The 18,214-nt window shown below is 73.7% G+C and carries 24 protein-coding genes and 2 pseudogenes; 14 read left to right on the top strand and 12 right to left on the bottom strand.

Going from position 1 to position 18,214, the window contains the following annotated elements; all coding sequences use genetic code 11:
• Positions 1-58 precede the first annotated feature (58 nt).
• The 4 genes from NOD94_RS23190 (at position 59) to NOD94_RS23175 (ending at position 2,395) form a co-directional block, all read left to right on the top strand.
• Positions 59-421 carry a PadR family transcriptional regulator gene (locus tag NOD94_RS23190; RefSeq protein ID WP_281207985.1) on the top strand — a complete coding sequence of 121 codons (363 nt, stop codon included), beginning with the start codon at positions 59-61 and terminating at the stop codon, positions 419-421.
• Positions 418-1,284, top strand: a complete 867-nt coding sequence (locus tag NOD94_RS23185; protein WP_281207984.1) for a hypothetical protein — start codon at positions 418-420, stop codon at positions 1,282-1,284. Before NOD94_RS23190 ends, NOD94_RS23185 begins: the two co-directional genes overlap by 4 nt.
• Positions 1,285-1,439: 155 nt before the next feature.
• A complete protein-coding gene (locus NOD94_RS23180; RefSeq protein WP_281207983.1) occupies positions 1,440-1,976 on the top strand; it encodes a DoxX family protein in 537 nt (178 codons plus the stop codon).
• A gap of 173 nt (positions 1,977-2,149) precedes the next feature.
• On the top strand, positions 2,150-2,395 hold the full coding sequence (locus tag NOD94_RS23175) for a hypothetical protein (protein WP_281207982.1): 246 nt from the start codon (positions 2,150-2,152) through the stop codon (positions 2,393-2,395).
• A gap of 177 nt (positions 2,396-2,572) precedes the next feature.
• On the opposite strand, the gene NOD94_RS23170 is transcribed toward NOD94_RS23175, so the two are convergent.
• Together NOD94_RS23170 and NOD94_RS23165 are read right to left on the bottom strand one after the other, a co-directional pair.
• Positions 2,573-3,175, bottom strand: coding sequence for a uridine kinase (locus NOD94_RS23170; protein ID WP_281207981.1), 603 nt, complete (start codon positions 3,173-3,175; stop codon positions 2,573-2,575).
• A 214-nt stretch (positions 3,176-3,389) separates the two neighbouring features.
• Entirely contained in the window at positions 3,390-4,604 is a 1,215-nt protein-coding gene (locus tag NOD94_RS23165; RefSeq protein WP_281207980.1) for a winged helix DNA-binding domain-containing protein, read from the bottom strand.
• 155 nt (positions 4,605-4,759) lie between these two features.
• Between NOD94_RS23165 and NOD94_RS23160 the strand changes: the two genes are divergently transcribed.
• The gene (locus NOD94_RS23160; RefSeq protein WP_281207979.1) at positions 4,760-5,425 is read left to right on the top strand and encodes a GNAT family N-acetyltransferase; all 666 of its coding nucleotides are present in this window, start codon (positions 4,760-4,762) and stop codon (positions 5,423-5,425) included.
• A gap of 95 nt (positions 5,426-5,520) precedes the next feature.
• Entirely contained in the window at positions 5,521-6,057 is a 537-nt protein-coding gene (locus NOD94_RS23155; protein ID WP_281207978.1) for a hypothetical protein, read from the top strand.
• 40 nt (positions 6,058-6,097) lie between these two features.
• On the opposite strand, the gene NOD94_RS23150 is transcribed toward NOD94_RS23155, so the two are convergent.
• The gene (locus tag NOD94_RS23150; protein WP_281207977.1) at positions 6,098-6,442 is read right to left on the bottom strand and encodes a hypothetical protein; all 345 of its coding nucleotides are present in this window, start codon (positions 6,440-6,442) and stop codon (positions 6,098-6,100) included.
• A gap of 226 nt (positions 6,443-6,668) precedes the next feature.
• On the opposite strand from NOD94_RS23150, the gene NOD94_RS23145 reads away from it, so the two are divergent.
• From NOD94_RS23145 to NOD94_RS23130, 4 genes are all read left to right on the top strand, one after another.
• On the top strand, positions 6,669-7,037 hold the full coding sequence (locus NOD94_RS23145) for a hypothetical protein (protein ID WP_281207976.1): 369 nt from the start codon (positions 6,669-6,671) through the stop codon (positions 7,035-7,037).
• 79 nt (positions 7,038-7,116) lie between these two features.
• Complete coding sequence (locus tag NOD94_RS23140; protein ID WP_281208000.1) at positions 7,117-7,533, top strand: DUF2809 domain-containing protein; 417 nt, start codon at positions 7,117-7,119, stop codon at positions 7,531-7,533.
• 96 nt (positions 7,534-7,629) lie between these two features.
• Positions 7,630-8,676, top strand: a complete 1,047-nt coding sequence (locus NOD94_RS23135) for an ATP-binding cassette domain-containing protein (protein WP_281207975.1) — start codon at positions 7,630-7,632, stop codon at positions 8,674-8,676.
• On the top strand, positions 8,673-9,485 hold the full coding sequence (locus NOD94_RS23130; protein WP_281207974.1) for an ABC transporter permease: 813 nt from the start codon (positions 8,673-8,675) through the stop codon (positions 9,483-9,485). The genes NOD94_RS23135 and NOD94_RS23130 overlap by 4 nt, the downstream gene beginning before the upstream one ends.
• A gap of 58 nt (positions 9,486-9,543) precedes the next feature.
• On the opposite strand, the gene NOD94_RS23125 is transcribed toward NOD94_RS23130, so the two are convergent.
• The 3 genes and pseudogenes from NOD94_RS23125 to NOD94_RS23115 form a co-directional block, all read right to left on the bottom strand.
• On the bottom strand, positions 9,544-9,765 hold the full coding sequence (locus tag NOD94_RS23125) for a hypothetical protein (protein ID WP_281207973.1): 222 nt from the start codon (positions 9,763-9,765) through the stop codon (positions 9,544-9,546).
• A 60-nt stretch (positions 9,766-9,825) separates the two neighbouring features.
• Complete coding sequence (locus NOD94_RS23120; RefSeq protein WP_281207972.1) at positions 9,826-10,749, bottom strand: AraC family transcriptional regulator; 924 nt, start codon at positions 10,747-10,749, stop codon at positions 9,826-9,828.
• A gap of 236 nt (positions 10,750-10,985) precedes the next feature.
• Positions 10,986-11,229: pseudogene (locus NOD94_RS23115) on the bottom strand (transcriptional regulator); the annotation flags it as partial.
• 106 nt (positions 11,230-11,335) lie between these two features.
• Between NOD94_RS23115 and NOD94_RS23110 the strand changes: the two are divergent.
• Positions 11,336-11,563: a hypothetical protein gene (locus tag NOD94_RS23110; RefSeq protein ID WP_281207971.1), complete on the top strand. Its 228-nt coding sequence runs from the start codon at positions 11,336-11,338 to the stop codon at positions 11,561-11,563.
• Positions 11,564-11,620: 57 nt separating this feature from the next.
• Here the strand turns inward: NOD94_RS23110 and NOD94_RS23105 are convergent, their stop codons facing one another.
• Positions 11,621-12,571, bottom strand: a complete 951-nt coding sequence (locus tag NOD94_RS23105; RefSeq protein ID WP_281207970.1) for an alpha/beta fold hydrolase — start codon at positions 12,569-12,571, stop codon at positions 11,621-11,623.
• Between the two features lie 126 nt (positions 12,572-12,697).
• Here NOD94_RS23105 and NOD94_RS23100 point away from each other — a divergent pair, with 126 nt between their 5' ends.
• The 3 genes from NOD94_RS23100 (at position 12,698) to NOD94_RS23090 (ending at position 15,174) form a co-directional block, all read left to right on the top strand.
• Positions 12,698-13,321, top strand: a complete 624-nt coding sequence (locus NOD94_RS23100) for a TetR/AcrR family transcriptional regulator (RefSeq protein ID WP_281207969.1) — start codon at positions 12,698-12,700, stop codon at positions 13,319-13,321.
• A gap of 113 nt (positions 13,322-13,434) precedes the next feature.
• On the top strand, positions 13,435-13,620 hold the full coding sequence (locus tag NOD94_RS23095; protein ID WP_281207968.1) for a hypothetical protein: 186 nt from the start codon (positions 13,435-13,437) through the stop codon (positions 13,618-13,620).
• A 981-nt stretch (positions 13,621-14,601) separates the two neighbouring features.
• Positions 14,602-15,174, top strand: a complete 573-nt coding sequence (locus NOD94_RS23090; RefSeq protein ID WP_281207967.1) for a helix-turn-helix transcriptional regulator — start codon at positions 14,602-14,604, stop codon at positions 15,172-15,174.
• A 39-nt stretch (positions 15,175-15,213) separates the two neighbouring features.
• Here the strand turns inward: NOD94_RS23090 and NOD94_RS23085 are convergent, their stop codons facing one another.
• The 5 genes and pseudogenes from NOD94_RS23085 to NOD94_RS23065 form a co-directional block, all read right to left on the bottom strand.
• Complete coding sequence (locus NOD94_RS23085) at positions 15,214-15,564, bottom strand: Asp23/Gls24 family envelope stress response protein (RefSeq protein WP_281207966.1); 351 nt, start codon at positions 15,562-15,564, stop codon at positions 15,214-15,216.
• Positions 15,561-16,220, bottom strand: coding sequence for a hypothetical protein (locus tag NOD94_RS23080; protein ID WP_281207965.1), 660 nt, complete (start codon positions 16,218-16,220; stop codon positions 15,561-15,563). The genes NOD94_RS23085 and NOD94_RS23080 overlap by 4 nt, the downstream gene beginning before the upstream one ends.
• Positions 16,211-16,798 (bottom strand): sigma-70 family RNA polymerase sigma factor, encoded by a 588-nt coding sequence (locus NOD94_RS23075; protein WP_281207964.1) that lies wholly within the window; start codon positions 16,796-16,798, stop codon positions 16,211-16,213. The genes NOD94_RS23080 and NOD94_RS23075 overlap by 10 nt, the downstream gene beginning before the upstream one ends.
• Before the next feature lie 137 nt (positions 16,799-16,935).
• Positions 16,936-17,544, bottom strand: coding sequence for a sortase (locus NOD94_RS23070; RefSeq protein ID WP_281207963.1), 609 nt, complete (start codon positions 17,542-17,544; stop codon positions 16,936-16,938).
• 334 nt (positions 17,545-17,878) lie between these two features.
• Positions 17,879-18,214: pseudogene (locus NOD94_RS23065) on the bottom strand (histidine kinase); the annotation flags it as partial.

Here is an 18,214-nt window from a genome sequence, read left to right as displayed (position 1 = left end):
GGACATCACGATAGCTCGGCCATCGACATATGTCGGTGACCGAGCTATCGTGATCATCGTGAACGAACAACCATTGCGCGAACCGACCTTGCTGATCCTCACCGCGATCGCCGACGCGCCACGCCACGGGTACGCCATCGCCCAGGAGGTCGAGAAGATCTCGGAGGGCCGCACGAAGATGCGCACGGGAACCCTGTACGGGGCCCTGGAGCGGCTCCTCGAACAGGAACTCATCGCCGTCCACGAGGAGGAGGTCGTCGACGGGCGCAGGCGGCGCAGCTACGCGTTGGCGCCGCGCGGGCGCGAGGTCCTGGCCGCGGAGGCGGCCCGGATCGCGCGCACCGCCGAGGAGGCGACCCGACGTCTGGGGCTGGGCGGACTGGGCGGCCGCGACGGGCTCGGTTCGGCGGTGACCGCGTGACCGCGCTGGTCAGGCTGTACCCGGCCGGATACCGGCGGGAGTTCGGCGAGGAGATCGCCCACGCCTACCGTGAGGCCATCGAGGGTGCGGGCCGGACGGCACGGTTGCGCGAGGCCGGCGACGTCGCCGGACACGCGCTGCGCATGCGGCTCGGCCTGGGCTCGGCGGGGCGCGCCGGGCGGTTCCTGGCGGCCGTGGCTCCGTTCGCGGTGCTCGCGGTCGGTGTGCACGCGCTGTCCTCCACCAGATTGGTGATCGCCGCCTTCACCATGGGTGGCCCGGTCGGGCAGGTGGACCTCACCGCCCTGTGGGGACCGGGCGCCGTCGCGGCTCTCGTGGGTGCCTTGCTGGCCCTGACCGGGCGATGGGGCCTCGGGGCGTGGACCGCACTGGCCGGCACCGCCGCCACCTTCGCCGCGCAGGCGTTCCGGCCGGGCATGGGCCTGGAGTTCGCGGCCGTCAGCAGCGGGCCGGTTCTCCTGCTGGCGCTGCTGCCCGCGCTCTGCCCGCCAGATCTGCGACCGACCCCGCGCCTGCGCACGGCGACCACGGTCGCCGGTGCGCTGGCCGTCACCGCGGTGCTGGCCGTCGCGTCGGCGCGGTGGCAGCTGCCGTACCCGCTGGACGGGCTGCGCGCGGCCGTACCGGTGGCGGCCGGGCTGCTGCTGGCGGGGCGGCCGGCCTTCGCCCGGCTGCGCACGGCGCCCGCGGTCCTCGTCGCGGGCCTGCCCCTCGTCGCACTGGTCTCCCTCACCGGCGCACCGGGCGCCCTGGTCCTGCCCGGCACGCTCGGCCTGCTGCTGGCGGCGGCGGCCGCGGTGAGCATCCGCCGCCGCCGGGGCGGTTCGCGGCCGTCCCTGTGAGGGCTCGGGGGTAAGGCGGCCGGGGTGGGGGCGGTCGGTGGGTGGGGGCCGCCGGGGGCGGGCGACGACTCGCACATCCCCGTACCGGGCATTTCAGGCGATCTTTCGTCACTGTGGGCACGGCTGGCACCACTCCCCCGACAGAAAGGGCCACGATGGCCACGACCACCTACCCCGCCGCCCCTCTCGCCGGAACCGGCAACACCACCACTCCGTACGACGTCGGCCTGCCCGTCCTGCGCCTCGTGCTCGGCGCGATCATGTTCGTCCACGGAACCCAGAAGCTGTTCCGGTGGTTCGACGGCCCCGGCGTCAAGGGCACGGGCATGTTCTTCAAGAAGGCCGGGTACCCGGCCGGCGAAACCATGGCCGCGATCGCGGGCCTGACCGAGACCCTTGGCGGTCTGGGACTCGTCCTCGGTCTGCTGACCCCCCTGTCGGCAGCCGCCGTCGTCGGCATCATGATCAACGCCATCACCATCAAGTGGACCGGCGACGTGGTCGGCATGGAGGGGGTCGAGTTCGAGGCCCTGATCACGGCCGCCGCCGTCACCCTCGCCCTCACAGGACCGGGCCGTTTCGCCCTGGACCGGTTCCTGCCGGTGCTCCGTCACCACCGGGTGTCCTACGGCATCCTCGCCCTCGCGCTGGCCGTCGTACTGGCCGCCGTGGTGCTGCTGCTGCGGGACTGATCCGGCGGCCGCCGGCCCGTCGGGAGCGGGGAGGACACGAACGGCTCAGGCGCTGTCAGGAACGCTGCGGGCCATTGGAGTGAAGTGCCGTTTCCCGTGACTTTCCGTGACGTTGAACCGGCCGACGCGCACCATTCCTGGCGCGTCATCCAAAGATCCTCCTGGGAGAAATCATGCGTATGCGCTCTGCCCTCACCGCCTCCGTCCTGGCCGCGGGCATCCTGCTGGGTGGCGCCGGCGCTGCCCTTGCGAACGACGGCGTCGAGAGCGAGTACTTCTCCGGCGGGCACAAGAGCTTCGCGTCCACCTGTTCGTCGGCCGCCGCCGTGCCGGCCGCGTTCGGCCCCGCCTACACCTCGACGTGCGCGGCCGAGGGCGAGAAGGAGTGGGCGGAGTTCGGGCACTTCGCCACCAACTGATGCCGCGCCGGCAGCGCGAGACCTGCCGGCGGTTCCGCAGCAGTGGAACAGGAGCAGCAGTAGAGCGGAAGCAGTAGGGCAGGGGCAGTCGACACCGCGTCGACTGCCCCTGCGGCGTTCCGGAGCCGAGGTGGGCGCAGCGAGCCCCGGACGCCTCCGCCGGCCGGTGTCGGTGTCCTACGGGGCAGGGTCCGATGTGGTGCCGAGGACGATGTCCGCGTGGCGGTGCGGGGTGTGGGCGGCCAGGTAGCGGTCCTCGGCCGGCATCCATTCGTCGACCCACAGCGAACGGGCCTCCTCCCCGTCCCGTTCGAGTCCCCGGCTCAGGCGCAGCTCCCGGGGCGCGTCGCAGAACACCCGGTAGGTGTAGAGGTGGCGCAGGTCCGCGTGGAGGGCGTGGACGCCCTCCACGACGAGCGGGGTCCCGGGCGGGAGCGACGTCCACCCGGCGAGGCGGTCCTGGTCCCAGTCGTAGTGCTGGTACCGCACGGCCGCGCCCTCGGCGGCCGGGCGTAGCACCTGCTCGTGGAGCCGCCGCAGGTCGAAGTGGGCGGCGACGGCCACGGGGTCGACGCGACGGCGTTCGGCCGAGGGGAGGTGGAAGTCGTCGATGTGGACGACGGCCGCCGGGCCGAGCCTGTCGGCGAGCAGCGCGGCCAGGGTGCTCTTGCCGGACGCGCCGGGGCCGTCGATGCCGAGCAGGACGGCTCGACCCCGGCCGGCGGCGACGGCGCGGACGGTCGCGGCCAGTTCCTCGATGTCGGGGAGTGCTCCGGTCATGGTGGGTGATTCACCTCCGGGTTTCGCCGGACGTGGCCGCGCGGGGTCCCGCGTCCCGTACCGCACCGGCCGATGGGACCACCATTGTGCGCCACGGTGCCCGCGCGGCCCCGTCGGCCGTCCGCTTGTTCCCGGCCGGGCGACGCGAGGTGGACTGCCGCGACTTCGAGGGGACTTCGACGCCGGCGGCCTCACCACAGCACTGACCGCCCGACTACGGCCTGAGGATTCGCGTCTCCGCCTCGGGAAGCTTCGACCACCAGTGGTGGTAGCGGCGGTAGACGGCCGTCTCGCGGCCGGCGAGGAGGGCCGTCAGGGAGCGGGCCTCCTCGGCGAGTCCGTCCCAGTCGGCGGCCGACAGGGGGTGGAAGGCCGTGGCCTCGACGTGGCCGTCCACCGGACGCCACACCCCGGCGACCTGGCCGTCCACCAGCAGGGTCGGTAGTACGTCGCCGTTGCGCCGGATCACCAGCGGGCGGTAGGCGGGGGGTATCACCCGGCTGCGGTCGGCGTAGGCCAACAGAGTGCTGTCCCACATGGCCATGAGCCGGGCCGGCGCAGGCGTGTCGGCGGGCGGACGGGAGGCGCCCGGGAGGTCGAACAGCGTCTCGCCGGCCGGCCCCCGGAGCGGCTCGACGAGGCCGTCCAGGTCGCGGAGCGCCGCGTGCACGGACGTCCGCCGTACCGTGGCGAACTGCGCCACGTCCGCGGCCGACGCGGGTCCGAACCCCGCCAGGTAGCGCAGGATCAGGGCGCGCAACGCTCCGGGCTCCGCCTCCCGCCTCACCGGCACGGACACGGCGGCTTCGGCTTCGGCTTCGGCTTCGGCTTCGGCTTCGGCTTCGGGATCGACATCGGGATCGACATCGGGATCCGCTCCGGCCGCGACGAACGACGGGCGGGGGCCGAAGGACCAGGTGGCTCCCGTCGGGGCGTGGTGCAGCGGTGCGTACCCCTTGAGCCCCCACCACGCCCCGTCCCGCTTCGCCGCGCCGAGCCGCTCCTCGGTCCAGGCCCGCATCTCCGCCGAGGTACGTGGCCGACGGGCGAAGTCCAGCAGTTCGGGGAGCAGTTCTTCGGCGTCCGCCGGGGTCAGGCCCGCTTCGGCGAACCGGGAGCCGAGCCGGGACGCGTGGAGGGTGGGCCGCATCGCCGCGCGGAACGCCGGGTAGTCCTCTGCGTGCACGGCGTGCAGGGTGATCCGCATCAGGGTCGCCTTGACCACCGACCGGGCGGTGAACGCGCCGTCGAGCTCGGCCGGCGTGAAGTCGGTGAGCCGGTTCCACAGGGCCAGGTACGGCGAGGCCGGGTCCTGTGCCTGGAGCGCCACCACCCGCCGCACCCCCTCGGGGACGGTCAACGGTTCGCGTCGGAGCAGCAGTTGGCGGCTCAGGGTCGCCCGGTTCAGTTCGCGCGCGGTGATGATCACACCATGGATTCTGCCCCGGCCGTCCGGCGGACGGGTAGGTACGTCGCGCGCCGTTGCTTCCGCTGGACGCTCCGAGGCGCGCGTTGGGGGCCCCGCCCGGCGTGTCCCTGCGCGCACGGCCCGGGGCGACCGGGCGTGCTCCCTACGGTGGCCCCATGAACGCACGCACAGCGCTGCTGTCCGCCGGGTACGGCATCAGGTGCGCCGGGCGGGCCGAGGCGGGCGCGGTCGCGACGCTGCTCGCCCGCGCCTTCGCCGACGACCCCGTCATGGTGTGGATGCTCCCCGGCCCGTCCGACCGGGAGCGCAGGATCGCCCGCTACTTCAAGCTCGCCCAACGACAGCCACGGCCGCGTACCGGTGGGGTCCGGGTGGCCGCGACCGGTGACGGGCTGCTGCTGGGGGCCGCGCTGTGGTCGGCGCCGGGACGCTGGAGCAGCACCGCGGTCCGGGAACTGGCCGCCATGCCGTCGTACGTACGCGTCTTCGGGCCGGGTGGGCTTCGGCGTGCCGCGGAGGTCCAGAACACGATGCACGAAGCCCACCCGGACACCCCGCACTGGTACCTGCCGACCCTGGGAACCGACCCGGCCGTCCAGGGCGCGGGCGTCGGTTCCGCCCTGGTCCGCCAGCAGCTCGCCGACTGCGACCGGCTCGGGCAGCCCGCCTACCTGGAGTCGAGCAAGTCGACCAACGTCCCCTTCTACGAAGGGCTCGGCTTCCGCGTCACGGCCGAGATCCGGCTGCCGGACGACGGGCCGACCCTGTGGCCCATGTGGCGCGACCCGGACCCGGGCGCCGCTCCCACCAACGGCGGGTGAGACCACGCCCGACCGTCTGCCCGTCGGCAACCGGTCGGGCGTTCACCCGGTTGCGTTGCCGGGTCGGCCCGGGTGCGGGCACGGGGAGACGTTGGATGGGCGCCAGGAAGAGCGTCGTGGAGAGGCTGGTGGTCGTGGTGAGGCGTGGTCTGGCAGCGGGTGCGGTGATCGTGATGGCGGTTTGCGGTACGGCGGGCTGCTCCGACGGGACGGGCTCCGCGTCGGACGCCGCGTCGAAGGCGGCGTCGGCCGTGCAGTCGGCCGGAGCGAAGGTGTCCTCCGCGGCGTCCGCCGCCGCGGACGCGGCGACGTCCGCGGCGGCCGTGGCCCAGGACAAGTTCGCGGAGATCAAGAACGGTGTGGAAGCGAAGGACGAGGTGACGCTGGGCACGGTGGCGACCGATGGCCAGGGATACACCGTCGTCCCCGTCACGGTGAAGAACACCGACGCCTCGAAGAAGTCGTTCGCGGTGCAGGTCGACTACAAGGACGAGAGCGGCAACCGGCTCGACACGGTCGTGGTGACCGTGTCCGACGTCGCGGGCAACGGCACGGGGCAGGGTTCCGCCCGCAGCACCCACAAGCTGGCCGGCACGGCGCAGGCCGAGACCGCCAGGGCGGTGCGCTACTGAACCCGTCGCCGCTCGCGCCGCCCGCGTCCTTCCGCCCCGCTCAGTGAATGACGGGCAGGTCACCGTCGGCCGAGCCGCCCCGCCCGCGGGTGAGGCCGCGGCGCACGGCCCGCGCCAGGAGACCGAGCAGGAACGCCTGGAAGAGGTAAGAGACCGCGAGGACGATCCAGATCGCCGCGTCTCCTTGCGCTCCCGAGCCCGCGGAGTTGACGGTTCCGATGAGGACGGCTCCGGTCGGCGCGGTCAGCAGGAGCGCGAACAGGCCCGCCGCCGGGTTCCCGTCGTCCCCGGCGCCGACGAGCAGGAGGAGGCACCCGAGTCCGAGGTAGGGGCCGGAGAGCGGGTTGCAGAAGGTCAGACGTACGAACGTGCGCAGGAAACGCATGTTTCTCCTCGGGAATCGCGGCGCGGGGACGGGCGACGCCGCCGTGCGTGGTGATCACCATCGTGACCGGGCCGCGCCCGCCACGCCTGAGTACACGTACTCAATGGCCCTGGGGACGGCGAGTACGGGTGGGCGCCGGGACGCCGCGAGGCTGACGGCCGGGCGACGACGGGAGTTGGACGACGGGGCCTAGGCTGGTGCCAGGCACAGCTCCCGGGAGGTCGTCGTGGCGGACCGTCACCGTTTCCACCTGGACCAGGACGGACACTCGATCACCGTCGTCCGGGACCTCCGGCACCGTCACGCCGAGGTCCTCGTCGACGGAAAGACGGTGTCCTCGGGGCGGACGAGCCGCTCGGAGGCCACCGTCCTGCGGGGCGAGATCGCGGGCGCCGGCCGACCGCAGGGGTTCCTGGTCCGTCTCGAACGCCCCGACGTCCCGGGCGGCGAGCCCCTGTGCGTGTTGGAGAAGGACGGCATGCGCTACCTCATGCCGAGCGTCGCGCTCACACCGCAGGAGGAGTGGCCGGCCGAGCGGAACCCCTCGCCCCGGACTCCCGGCGAACTCCTCGCCCGGTGGAGGGGCCGGCACTGACCGGGGCGACCCGGACCGGGCGCTCCCCTGCCGGGCCGCGCGCGGCGGGCGCGCGGCCGTCCGGCAGGATGATCCCGTGATCTCCACGTCCGCGAGCCTCGACCGCCCCGCCACCGACCCGACCCGGATCCGTGCGGCCGCCGCCCTGGCCGCGCTGCTCACCGTCGGTGCGGGCCTGGCGCTCAGGGCCGTGGCCGCCGGGAACGTCCCGAAGTACGGCGGGGACGCGCTGTACACCGTCCTCCTGCTCACCCTCGTCGTCCTGGCCGCCCCGCGGGTGACGCCCCTGCGGGCTGCCGCGGTGGCCCTGGCAGCGAGCTGGGCGGTCGAGTTCCTACAGCTCGGCCCGCTGCCGGCGGAGTTGTCCCGGCGCAGTGCCGTGGCCCGCCTCGTACTCGGTTCCACCTTCAACGCGCCCGACCTGTTCTGGTACGTGGTCGGCGCGGCGGCGGGCTGCCTCGCGCACACCGCGCTGCGACGCCGGTCGCGGGCCTGAGGGCCCGGGACCGGGCCGCGGGAGGCGCACTGTCGGTGGCATGGGTCACAGTGGGAGGAACTGTCGGCGCTTCCCACGGGGAAATCAGGTGGTCCCATGAGGCACGCGATCCGGGCCGAGGGCCTGGCCAAGCGGTTCAAGGAGACGCGCGCCCTCACCGGAATCGATCTTGAGGTTCCGGCAGGGACGGTGTGCGGCCTGCTGGGTCCCAACGGCGCCGGCAAGACGACGGCGGTCCGCGTCTTCGCCACGCTCCTCCTGCCGGACTCGGGGCGCGCCGAGGTCGGCGGGTACGACGTGGTGCGGGAGGCGGGCCGGGTGCGGTCCCTGATCGGGCTCACCGGCCAGTACGCCGCCGTGGACGAGAACCTGACCGGCACGGAGAACCTGCTCATGATCGGCCGACTGCTCGGCATGCCGCGCGGGGACGCCCGGGCCCGCGCCGCCGAGCTGCTCGACCGGTTCCATCTGACCGACGCGGCGGGGCGGGCCGCGAAGACCTACTCGGGAGGAATGCGGCGCCGCCTCGACCTCGCGGCCAGCCTCGTCGGGAGGCCGCAGGTCCTCTTCCTCGACGAGCCCACCACCGGTCTCGACCCGCACAGCCGCGGCGAGGTCTGGGACATGCTGCGGATTCTGGTCGCCGAGGGCATGACGACCCTGTTGACCACCCAGTACCTTGACGAGGCCGACCGGCTCGCCGACCACATCGTGGTGATCGACAAGGGAACGGTGATCGCCGACGGCACCCCGGACGAGCTGAAGTCGCAGGTCGGCGGTCAGGTGCTGGAACTGCGTCCGGCGCGGGCGGCCGATCTGGGCGCGGCCCACACACTGATCAGCGAGCAGGCCGGGCCCCAGACCAAGATCGAGGGCGATGGGATCACGGTGCCCGTCACCGACCCGGCTCTGATGCCGGCGGTCGTGCGCCGGCTGGACCGGGCCGGTATCGAGGTCGGGGAGCTCACCCTTCGACGTTCCTCGCTCGACGAGGTGTTCATGGTCCTGACCGGCCATCGCGCGGAGCCGGGCGGTCCGCCACCGGACGCGGCCCCCCGCGACGGCGGCACGGAGGGTGTCCGTGCGCATGGCACCGGCGCGAACCCCGACGGGACGCACATGAGGACCGGTAGCCCGTCATGACCAGTGGGACGATCGCCCGGGGCACGGGCGAGGCCGGCCGGGTGCACCCCCTGGCCGCCGTGCGGCAGACCGCCACCATGGCGTGGCGCAGCCTGGTCTCGGTGAAGCACAACCCCTTGGAACTCGTCGACTACAGCATCACGCCGATCATGTTCGTGTTCCTGTTCACCTACGTCTTCGGTGGGCAGATGGCGGGATCCCCGCAGGACTACCTCCAGTACGCGCTCGCGGGCATCATCGTCCAGAACACCCTCTTCATGAGCACCTACACCGCGATGTCCCTGAACACGGACCTGACGAAGGGCGTCTTCGACCGGTTGCGCAGTCTGCCCATCGCGCGGTCGGCGCCGCTGTTCGGGCGGATAACGGCCGACCTGGTCAAACAGTTGTGGGCCATGGTCCTGATGATCGTCCTGGGCGTGCTGCTCGGCTTCCAAGTCACCGGGGGCTTCGCGGGGTTCCTCGGCGGGGCACTGCTGCTGCTGGTGTTCGCCGCCGCCGTCTCGTGGACGGCGGTCCTCATCGGAATGATGGCGGGCGACCCGGAGAAGGTGCAGGTCTACGCGTTCACCTTCATCTTCCCGATCACGTTCACCAGCAGCGCCTTCGCCCAGGTCGACACGATGCCCGGCTGGCTCCAGGCATGGGTGAAGGTCAACCCCGTCACGCAACTGTCGGACGCCCTCCGTGGACTGCTGCTCGGGACCCCCGCGGGCCGTCCGATCATGTGGTCCCTGGTCTGGGCCGTGGGCATCGCGGCGGTGTTCATGCCCCTGGCGATGCGTGCGTACCGCTCGCGGGACCGCTGACCCGGCGCGGCCGTGCTTGCGCGGCGCGGGCTTGCGCGGCGCGGGCTTGCGCGGCGCGTCACCACTCGGGGTGGACGTCGTGACTGTCGTAACGGGTGCCGTGGACGTCGATCCAGGGACGGAAACGGCCGGGGCCGCCGTCCGCGCGTGCGTAGCGGACGGGCTCGCCGGAATCGTCGGCGACGATCACGGCGCCCGCCCGCTGCGCCGCGCGCAGGGAGTGCGTCCAGTGCGGTCCGTGCCTGCCGGTCACGTAGTCGGGAACCTTGCTCCGGGACATGTGCGCGACCCCCTGACCGCCGGCCGTTCCGAATCCGTTCGAAGGACGACTACCCGCCGATCAGCGGGCTGACTCCCCTCCGTCCCCCGCGAGGTCGGCTGCGGGGCCGGGCCCCGTTCGTCCTGGTTCCCGTTCCACCGGGAGCCACAGCTCGGCGTCGGCTTCGGACGTCTCCGGGAAGAAGTGCGTGCGCAGGATCTCGGGGCCGGGCCGGCTGCGGTACGGGTTGGAGGGGAACCACTGGGTGAACACGTCCCGCCACAGGTACTGGATGGCTCGGGGCGCCGGTCCGGAGGTGGTGAACACGGCCCAGGTGCCCGCCGGCACGGGCAGGGAGGTGGTTCCCTCCGGGGCGGGCGCCGATGTGATCACGCCCTGGTAGTAGTCCAGCTCCGTGCCCTCCGCACGGCTCGGGTCCAGATCGTCACAGACCGCCACGATGCCCTTCGGCTCCTGGTCGGAGAGGGCTTCGACCGGCCCCATGCGCCGCGGGTCGATGCCCCGGACGAAGTCGATGATCGCCTGGTTCGGGCCCGTGTGCACCAGTGGCACCCGTGCCTTGAAACCCACGACGGTGAAGGCCTGCCTGTCCACTACGCGGTACCGCATGCTGTTGCTCCCCTCGACGGTGAGGCGGAAGGTGAGCCGGGCCTGGGAGACCAGTGCGGTGCCGGTGCGGCGGGCCTCACCCGGGCCGACGTCGTGCACGGCGCGGAACGCCCGCGCGAACGCTTCCCCCGAGCCGTATCCGTACCGGACCGCGATGTCCAGCAGCGGTTCACGTCCGGCGAGCACCTCGGCACCGGCGACGGTCAGGCGCCGCCGCCGGACGTACTCCGACAGGGGCATCCCCGCCAGGGCGGAGAACATCCGGCGCAGGTGGTACTCCGAGGTCGCCGCACCGCGCGCCAGCTCGGCCACGTCGACGGGCTGGTCGAGGTGGTCCTCGATGTGCTCCATGACCTGGTTGAGTCGGTCCAACACGCCCGGTCACCTTCCTTTCTTACGATCACCACGCTAGGCATCCGACCTGAGGCCGCACCCGACATCCTGTGCCCGATCATGTCGGGTGGGTTCCGTCCGGCCGCTGCCGTGTGCGGTCGGTCCGGTGTGCGGCCGGTCCGGTGTGCGGTCGGTCCGGTGTGCGGTCGGTCCGGGCTCCCCGGCGGCGGCGCGGCGGCGGGCCGGGCGGGCGAAGGCCTCCCGCGGTTGCGGGGGCCGCGGTGGCGCGGTCGCGCGGGCATGACCTGACGGACGGTGGCCAGCGCTCGCGCCGCGGCTTCCTCGGTGCCGCGCCACCGGTGGGGCGCTCCGGAGGGCGACCGCGAGGGCGACGGCCTGCTCGTCGTCGAACGGCAGCGGCGGCAGTTCGCCACCGGCGTCGAGCCGGTAGCCGCCGTCGGGGCCCTTGAACGCGACCACGGGACAGCCGAGTTCGCGCGGCCGGTCGACGTCGCGGCGCACGTGCGCGGGCTGATGTCATCGCGCGGATTCGATGTAAATGCGGTGCGCCGATGCACGCCTGCGGTGCAGTATTGGTGCACAGGTCATCCCGCAGGAAGGCAACACCATGGACCGGCTCCCCTCCCATCCCGACAGTGAGCGCTATTCGGTGACCCTGTGCCCGCCGGCGGTCACCATCGTCTCGGAACTCACGGCGGAGAGCGGTGTCAGCAAGTCCGACGTCATCAACCGGGCGGTCCTGCTGCTCGGCTTCATCGAGCGCGAGCGGGCCAAGGGCAACGACCTGATGATCCGCGACACGGCCGGCGCCCTGGAGCGCATCCACATCATCTGAGGGTGCGCCGGGGGCCGGTGCCGGGGATGCGCTCCGACGGGTTTCCCGCTGCACGGGTCACCCGTCGACGCGGCCGGGGTGCGGGTCGCGGGAGTCGACGTCCTCCATGAAGCCCAGCATCCGGGCGTTGACGACGTCGGGGTGGTCGATCTGGGGCCCGTGCCCGGTCGCCGCGATGATCTCGGCCCGAGCCCCGGGGATCAGCCGCGGGACCCGCTCCAGCTGGCGCTGCGGGTGCACGAGCAGGCTGCGCTTGCCCATGATCAGGTAGAGCGGGTTGCGGATGGAGCCCAGCGCGTCCTCGGCCAGCGGAAGCGGCGCCGGGCGGCGGATCCGGAACGCCCGGGCGCCGGTCTGTACGAACGTGCGGAGTTCGGGAACGACGAGCACCGGCTGCTCCAACCAGGCGGCGAGGCGCGGCCGCAGCGCCTTGGGGGCGAAGCTGGCGAAGAGGCTCACGAAGACCCAGGCGAAGAAGCGCAGACCCACTCGCTCCAGGCCGCCGGGGTCGAGGGCGGTGACGGAGGCGATCCGGCCGGGCCTGCGGTGGGCCTGGTTGAGGACCAGCCAGCCGCCGTAGGAGGAGCCCACGAGGTGGACGCGGTCGAGGCCGAGCGCGTCGAGGGCCTCGTCGAGCCACTGCGCGGCACGCTCCGGCTGCCACATCGGCTCGCGGTGGAGGCTGCGGCCCGCGTCGCCCGGGGTGTCGAGCGCGTAGACGGGGCGTTCCGCGCTGAGCCCGGGGGTGTTCGGGTACCACATGGCACTGCAGTAGCCCGCGCCGTGGATCAGGACGATCGGCGTACGGGATTCGGCGGCGGGGTCGGTGGGACCGTACCGGTAGACGTGCGTGGTGCCGAAGCTCGTCTCGACGTCCGTCTCGGCGCGGGTCGGGGCGCCGAGCGCGTAGAGGGCGTCGCAGGCGGCGAAGTACCGGTCGCGCAAGGTGTCGTTCACGTAGCGGCCGATGTCGCGGCGCGGCCGGGTCGGGGTCGTGGTATCGGGCACGGGGCACCTCCGGGAAGATCGATTCTTCGTGATACGAACGTACCACATTGATGGTACGGCGGTATCATGAAGCGTCCGGGGCCGACACCGGTCCCGGATCAGCACCGACGGGCGGAGACACCGAACATGCCGAAGCGCGTGGACCACGAGGAACGCCGGACCCTGCTCGCCGAGGCACTCGTCCGGGTCGCCGGTCGTCAGGGGTTGCACGCCGTCGGCATGCGCGACGTGGCCGCCGAGGCGGGCGTCTCCCTCCGCCTCGTGCAGTACTACTTCCAGACCAAGGAGAACCTGCTGTTCTACGGGCTCCAGCACCTGACCGAGCGGTTCACCGCCCGTGTCGGCGCCCGCCTCGGCGCCGTCGGCCCCGACCCGGGGCCCCGGGCGACCGTGGAGGCGCTACTGCTGGCCTCCCTCCCGACCGACGAGGAGAGCCGCACGTTCCACCTCCTCTACAGCTCCTACGCGATCCTCTCGGTGACCGACGAGGCGCTGGCCGCCCAGCCCTTCATCGCCAACCCCGACGCCGCCGAGAACGCCCTGACCGGCCTGATCCGGCAGGCGCAGGACGACGGCCTGGCCGATTCCCGCGCCGACGCCCGCACGGAGGCGGTCAGCCTGCTGGCCATGACCGCGACGATGGGCACCAGCATCCTCGTCGGCCAGCGCGACCCGGAATCGGCCGTCGCCCTTCTCGACCACCACCTGGACCGGATCTTCACCGCCGCGGAACCTGTCGGCACGACCTGACCCGTGCGGCCACCTGACCCCTGCGGCGACCTGACCCGCGCGCGGGCGGCACCGGAGGCCAAGTGGAGCAAGCCCGGCTGCGGACCGAGCGGGAGCCTGGTCGCATCAGCGGAATGAAAGACCCCTTCGGCTGTGACGACCCCGCCCTGCTCGCCCCGTTCGGAAAGGGCGACCGCGCGGCGGCCCGCAGGGCCGTCGCCGCCCACGCCACCGACCGCGCCGACCTCCACACGCTCCTCGACATCCTGGGGCTCCTGCCCGAGCACGACCCGCCACCGCAGCAGCGGCCCTCCGGCTGAGCCGGGACGTTCCGTGCCGGCGGTGCGGACCCACCGCCGGCCGACTGCTACCCGGTGCCGGGTGTCCTCCACCACCGGGAGCCGGTGGCCGTGGTCCACCTGCCGGGTGCGGGGGTTCAGGTCCGCCCGGAGCCGTTCCACGAGCGGCTCCCCCACCGGCGCGGGCAGCTGGGCGAAGGTCGAACCGGTGCGCCCCACGGCGGGGTCCGGACGGGCCGCAGGCGTCCGCCGGTCCGCGATGCGGAAGCCGTCCCCGCAGTCGTGCGGGACTGGCACCGGCCGGACCGTGCGGACGCCGGGCTCCTGCGGCAGGGTGGGGAGCGGGGTGGAGCGCCTGCTCCATCGCACCCGGATCCCGGGCACGTACGAGTTGATCAGCCGCGGCTCCGGAGTGGGGGCGGGGTCCCGGGTGAAGGCCACCTGACGGCGTGCCGAGCGGCGCGGCCCCGCGGACCCACAGGCGGCGGATCCGGCCGGTGGTGCACGGCCATCACGGGCATGGCCGCCTCGAAACCGCCGCCGGGGAAGGGCAGGCGCTCGGCCCGGCCGGAAACTTGCGGTCGCGCGGAGGCCGGAGGCGCGCGGTGGCGCGAATGCCCGACAGCGCGGAGGCGCGGGATCGGCGAGGCCCGGGGCAAACTGCGTCCGCTGCGACCCGGTTCGCACTGGCCGTCACCGCCTTCGTGGCGTCCGTTGGCGGTAGGGGTGCGTCCCGGGATGCCGTTGATGCCGTTCGAGCATGACCTGCCCGGGATCGGCGGCTGCCGCTTCCACCCCCGGGGGCTCGTACGCGCCTGGGCTCCGCGCCGACGTTGCCGACGGGCCCCGCCTCGATCCGCTCCGCCGGCCCGGCGGCCGGCTGCCGCTCGGCGTATCGGACGTGTTCCCGCCGCCTACCTGCGGCGTCTCGGGCCGGTCCGGCATACGGGTGAACCCGTGGCGGCCCCCGTCACGGGCGACCGGGAGGATTGTCCTACGGGTATGACGACTTCGCACACGCTGTCCCGGCAATCGGCCCGCCCGACCACCCACCGCCCCCACCTCCCCGAGCCCGGAGAACGCCGCAGGCTCCGTGAGGCGTGGGGTCTGACGCCCCAGCAGGTGGCCCTCGCCTTCGGCGTGCGGCCGACCACGGTCCGCTCCTGGGAGTCGGGGCGCAGCACGCCGACGGGGAAGCGCCGCGAGGCCTACCGGCGCTTCCTCCAGGGCCTCGCCCAGCACGCCGACGGCCGGCCCCGCCCCACCACTCCACCCGCCCGTAGCGCACCCGGGTGCGCCGCGCCGGCCCAGGGCATCCCCGAGTCCTCCCGCCCGGCGGATGAGGGGTTCACGGAGGCCATGTCCACCGAACGGGTCCCCTCGGAGGGGCTGCGCTCGCAGGAGGCGGGCACGGCCGTGTCCGGCGCGCGGGTGCCGACCCCGAGGAGGGCCGACGGGGCGGCCGAGGACGGCGGCCGACTGCTGCCGCGCGTGGGGGCGGTCGCGGTGACGCTCGCCGCGTGGGTGCTGGTGCTCGCCCTCCTCGGCGCCTACCTGCCCGCCTGGGACGGCTGAACCGGGCCGCCCGCCGACGACGCACTCCGCCGTCCGCCCTCACACGATGCCGGTGACGGTGACCCGCACCGGCATCGGGCGGGGCCCGGCCGGGTGTGCCGAGTGGATCGCGTCGCGGACGGCCCGGGTCACGTCGAGGGCCCGGTGTCCGTGGCGGAGCACCACGTACACCTCGACGGCCGTGCCGTGCCCGCCGGGTGTGCGGGTGATCCGTACACCCGAGCCGGTGCCGGGGCGGGCCTTCGGGGAGCCGAGCACCGCCCGGGTGACGGTGTGGGACCGCAGGAGGTCCACGAGTCCCGGGCGCATGAAGGCCACCCCGGGGACCGCGAGGACGGCCTCGGCGATCCGGGTGGCGGCCTGTTCGGCGGGGTTCTCCCTCGTCGTCACGGGGCCTCTTCCCGGAGTGCGTGGTGGAGGTCGGTGACGACCACGTCGATGGATGTGAGGGGCATGCCCAGGTCGTGCCGGGCCGCGTCGGCGATGCCGCGGCGGATCCGGTCCGCGGCGGCCCGGAGGTCGTGGTCCACGGCGATCGAGACCTCGATCCGCACCCGGGCGGGCGTCCGTGCGCCCGTACCCTCATCGGGGCCGACCCTGCAGCTGCCCGCCCTGACCTCCGGAACCTGCTCGGCCGCCGACCGGAAGGCACGGGCGGCGACGGCCTCCTGGATCCAGGCGTCCTCGTCCCCGAGGGCCAGCGTTCGGCCGGGGCGCAGTTCGAGGCGTACGACATCCATGACGTTCGCCGCGAGCCGGGAGGCGTCCGCCTCTCGGCCGGCTGCGGCCACCGCGGTGCCGTGCCGTACGGCGGCCCGCAGACGGGCCAGTTCCGCCAGGGCGCCGGCGCAGTGGGGGCAGCCGTCCGGGTGGGCGTCGGGATCGGCTTCGGGATCGGGATCGGCTTCGGGGTCGGGGTGGTCATCGACGGTGCGGGGGGCGGGGTCCTGACGTTCCCACAGATCGGCGAGGTCCCGGCCGCACGGCAGGAACCCTTCGTCGTCCGCCGGGTCGTGTCGGGGTCCGGGGGATTCGTTCATCGCCATGCGCCCATCGCCTCCGTCAGACAGCGCCGTGCCCGGAAGACCCTGGCGCGTACGGCCTCCTGGCTGATCCCCACCAGTTCCGCGATCGTCTCGTACGGGACTCCCTCGACCTCGCGCAGCACCCAGCAGGCGCGCTGTTCCGGGGAGAGGGCCCCCATCGCCCTGCCGAGTTCACGGACGGCGGCCTGGGACTCGGCCGCGCGGCCCGGAGAGCACTGGTGCTCCGGTGCGGCGGGCTCGGGAACGTCGGCGAGGTCCGCGACGGGCCGCCGGGACCGCAGGACGTTCAAGCAGCGGTTGGTGACGATCCGGTGCAGCCAGGTGCCGAACGCGGAGTCGCCGCGGAATTCGGGGAGCTTCCGCCAGGCGTTGAGGAACGCGTCCTGGACGGCGTCCTCGGCTTCCGTTCGGTCGCCGAGGAGTTGGTCGGCGAGGCGCAGCATGGCGGGCCCGTACCTGCGGACCAGGGTCTCGAAGGCCTGCTCGTCGCCCTCCGAGGCCCGGACCGCGAGCAGGGGGTCGTCCGGCCACACCCCTGTCGGGGGGCGTTCCCGCCCTTGGTCGCACACAGCCGTCACCCGCCGTCTCCTGTCGCCCACACGTCGTTGGACACCGCGGGCGCGTCCGCGTGACGGCGCCTCGGGGTGATTCCTCCGACCGGGTTCGGAGCCGGTGCGTCGCGGGATGGGAGCGGGACCGGACGGACCGCGGGCGCTCAGGACTTGGTGGAGGTGAGAACGCCGATCTTGTCGAGGCGGTGCTCGGGATTGTTCTGGGCGTCGCGCCAGAAGTTGCCCGCCGCGTCGTCCTCGGGAGTGAGGCAGGTGGTGACGGTGATCATCGCCCGGAGGGGCACGGCGCCGGGCGAGCCGGGAACCGCGGCGCGCTGCGCCGCCATGGACGCCGGCTGCCGGAAGGAGGTGGTCCGGGTCGTGGTGATCGTGTACTGGTAGGTGACCCCGTCAGCGGTGATGAACACCGAGGAACCCGTCGGCAACGACGGCAGGTCGCGCAGTGGCCCGCCCGCGGCGACCCGGTGGCCGGTGACGATGTAGTTGCCGACCTCGCCGGGACCGGCCCCGCCGTTGGGGCCGTGGGGGCTGGCGGCCAGGCCGCGGTCCTGGATCCGGGTGCCCGGGGCGTCGTCGGGGCTGCCCTGGTACGGGACGACGGGGAGGCCGGACAGGCCGATCGCGGGGATGGACATCACGGCCGTTCCGGTACTGCGGGCCTCGACCGTTTCGGCGGCGGCCACAGGAACCGCGGCGGGTGCGAGCAGTGCGGTACAGGCGGCTCCTGCGAGGAGGAGCAGTCGCGGTGACATCGCGGCCTCACCGGTCCCGGTGGAGCCCGGCGCCGGAGCCGGTGCGGATTGCGGAGCGGCGTCCGGGGCCGGGGCGACGGGGTACGGGCGCGGACGGCGTGCGGGGCGAGGACGGCGTGCGGGTCATGGCGGGCTCCTGTCGCGGATAGGCCGCCCCGGCCGTCGTCGCGGGTGCTGTGGGACCCGCGTCCCGTCCGGAGCGGGGGGAGGTCAGCGGTCTGCGAAGGGGCGCCTACCCGCCACCACCCGGGGAAACCACACCGGCCGGGGCCCTGCCCCGGTCGCCCCGCCCCCGCCCCGGCGGTCCGGGCTCTCGGGCCGGCCACCCCGACGCTCAGCCGGGCAGCACGTCGGCGACCACCAGGCGGGAGCCCGCGTAGCAGAGCCGGTACACGTCCGCGGGGTCCAGGAGGTTGCCGTTCGAGCGGTAGAACACACACACCGTGCCCTCCGGCGCCGGCCGGGCCCTCACCGCGTCCGGCACGAAGCGGAACTCCTGGGCGGGCAGCACGCGGGCGATCTCCGCCCGCTGCTGGCCCGGCCGCAGGGTGGCGAAGTCGGTCGGCGTCAGGACGCAGGCGGTGAGCTGCCGTGCGAGGTACGCCACGCAGACGAGGGTCAGGAGGGCGAAGCCGGCCGGGACGGCGGCCGCGGCGGCGAAGCGGCGCCG

Origin of the sequence: Streptomyces sp. Isolate_45, from assembly GCF_024721315.2 — a bacterium.
GTDB lineage: Bacteria > Actinomycetota > Actinomycetes > Streptomycetales > Streptomycetaceae > Streptomyces.
The sequence above is the reverse complement of the archived record's forward strand: the minus strand, read 5'-3'. Positions and strand labels throughout refer to the sequence as shown.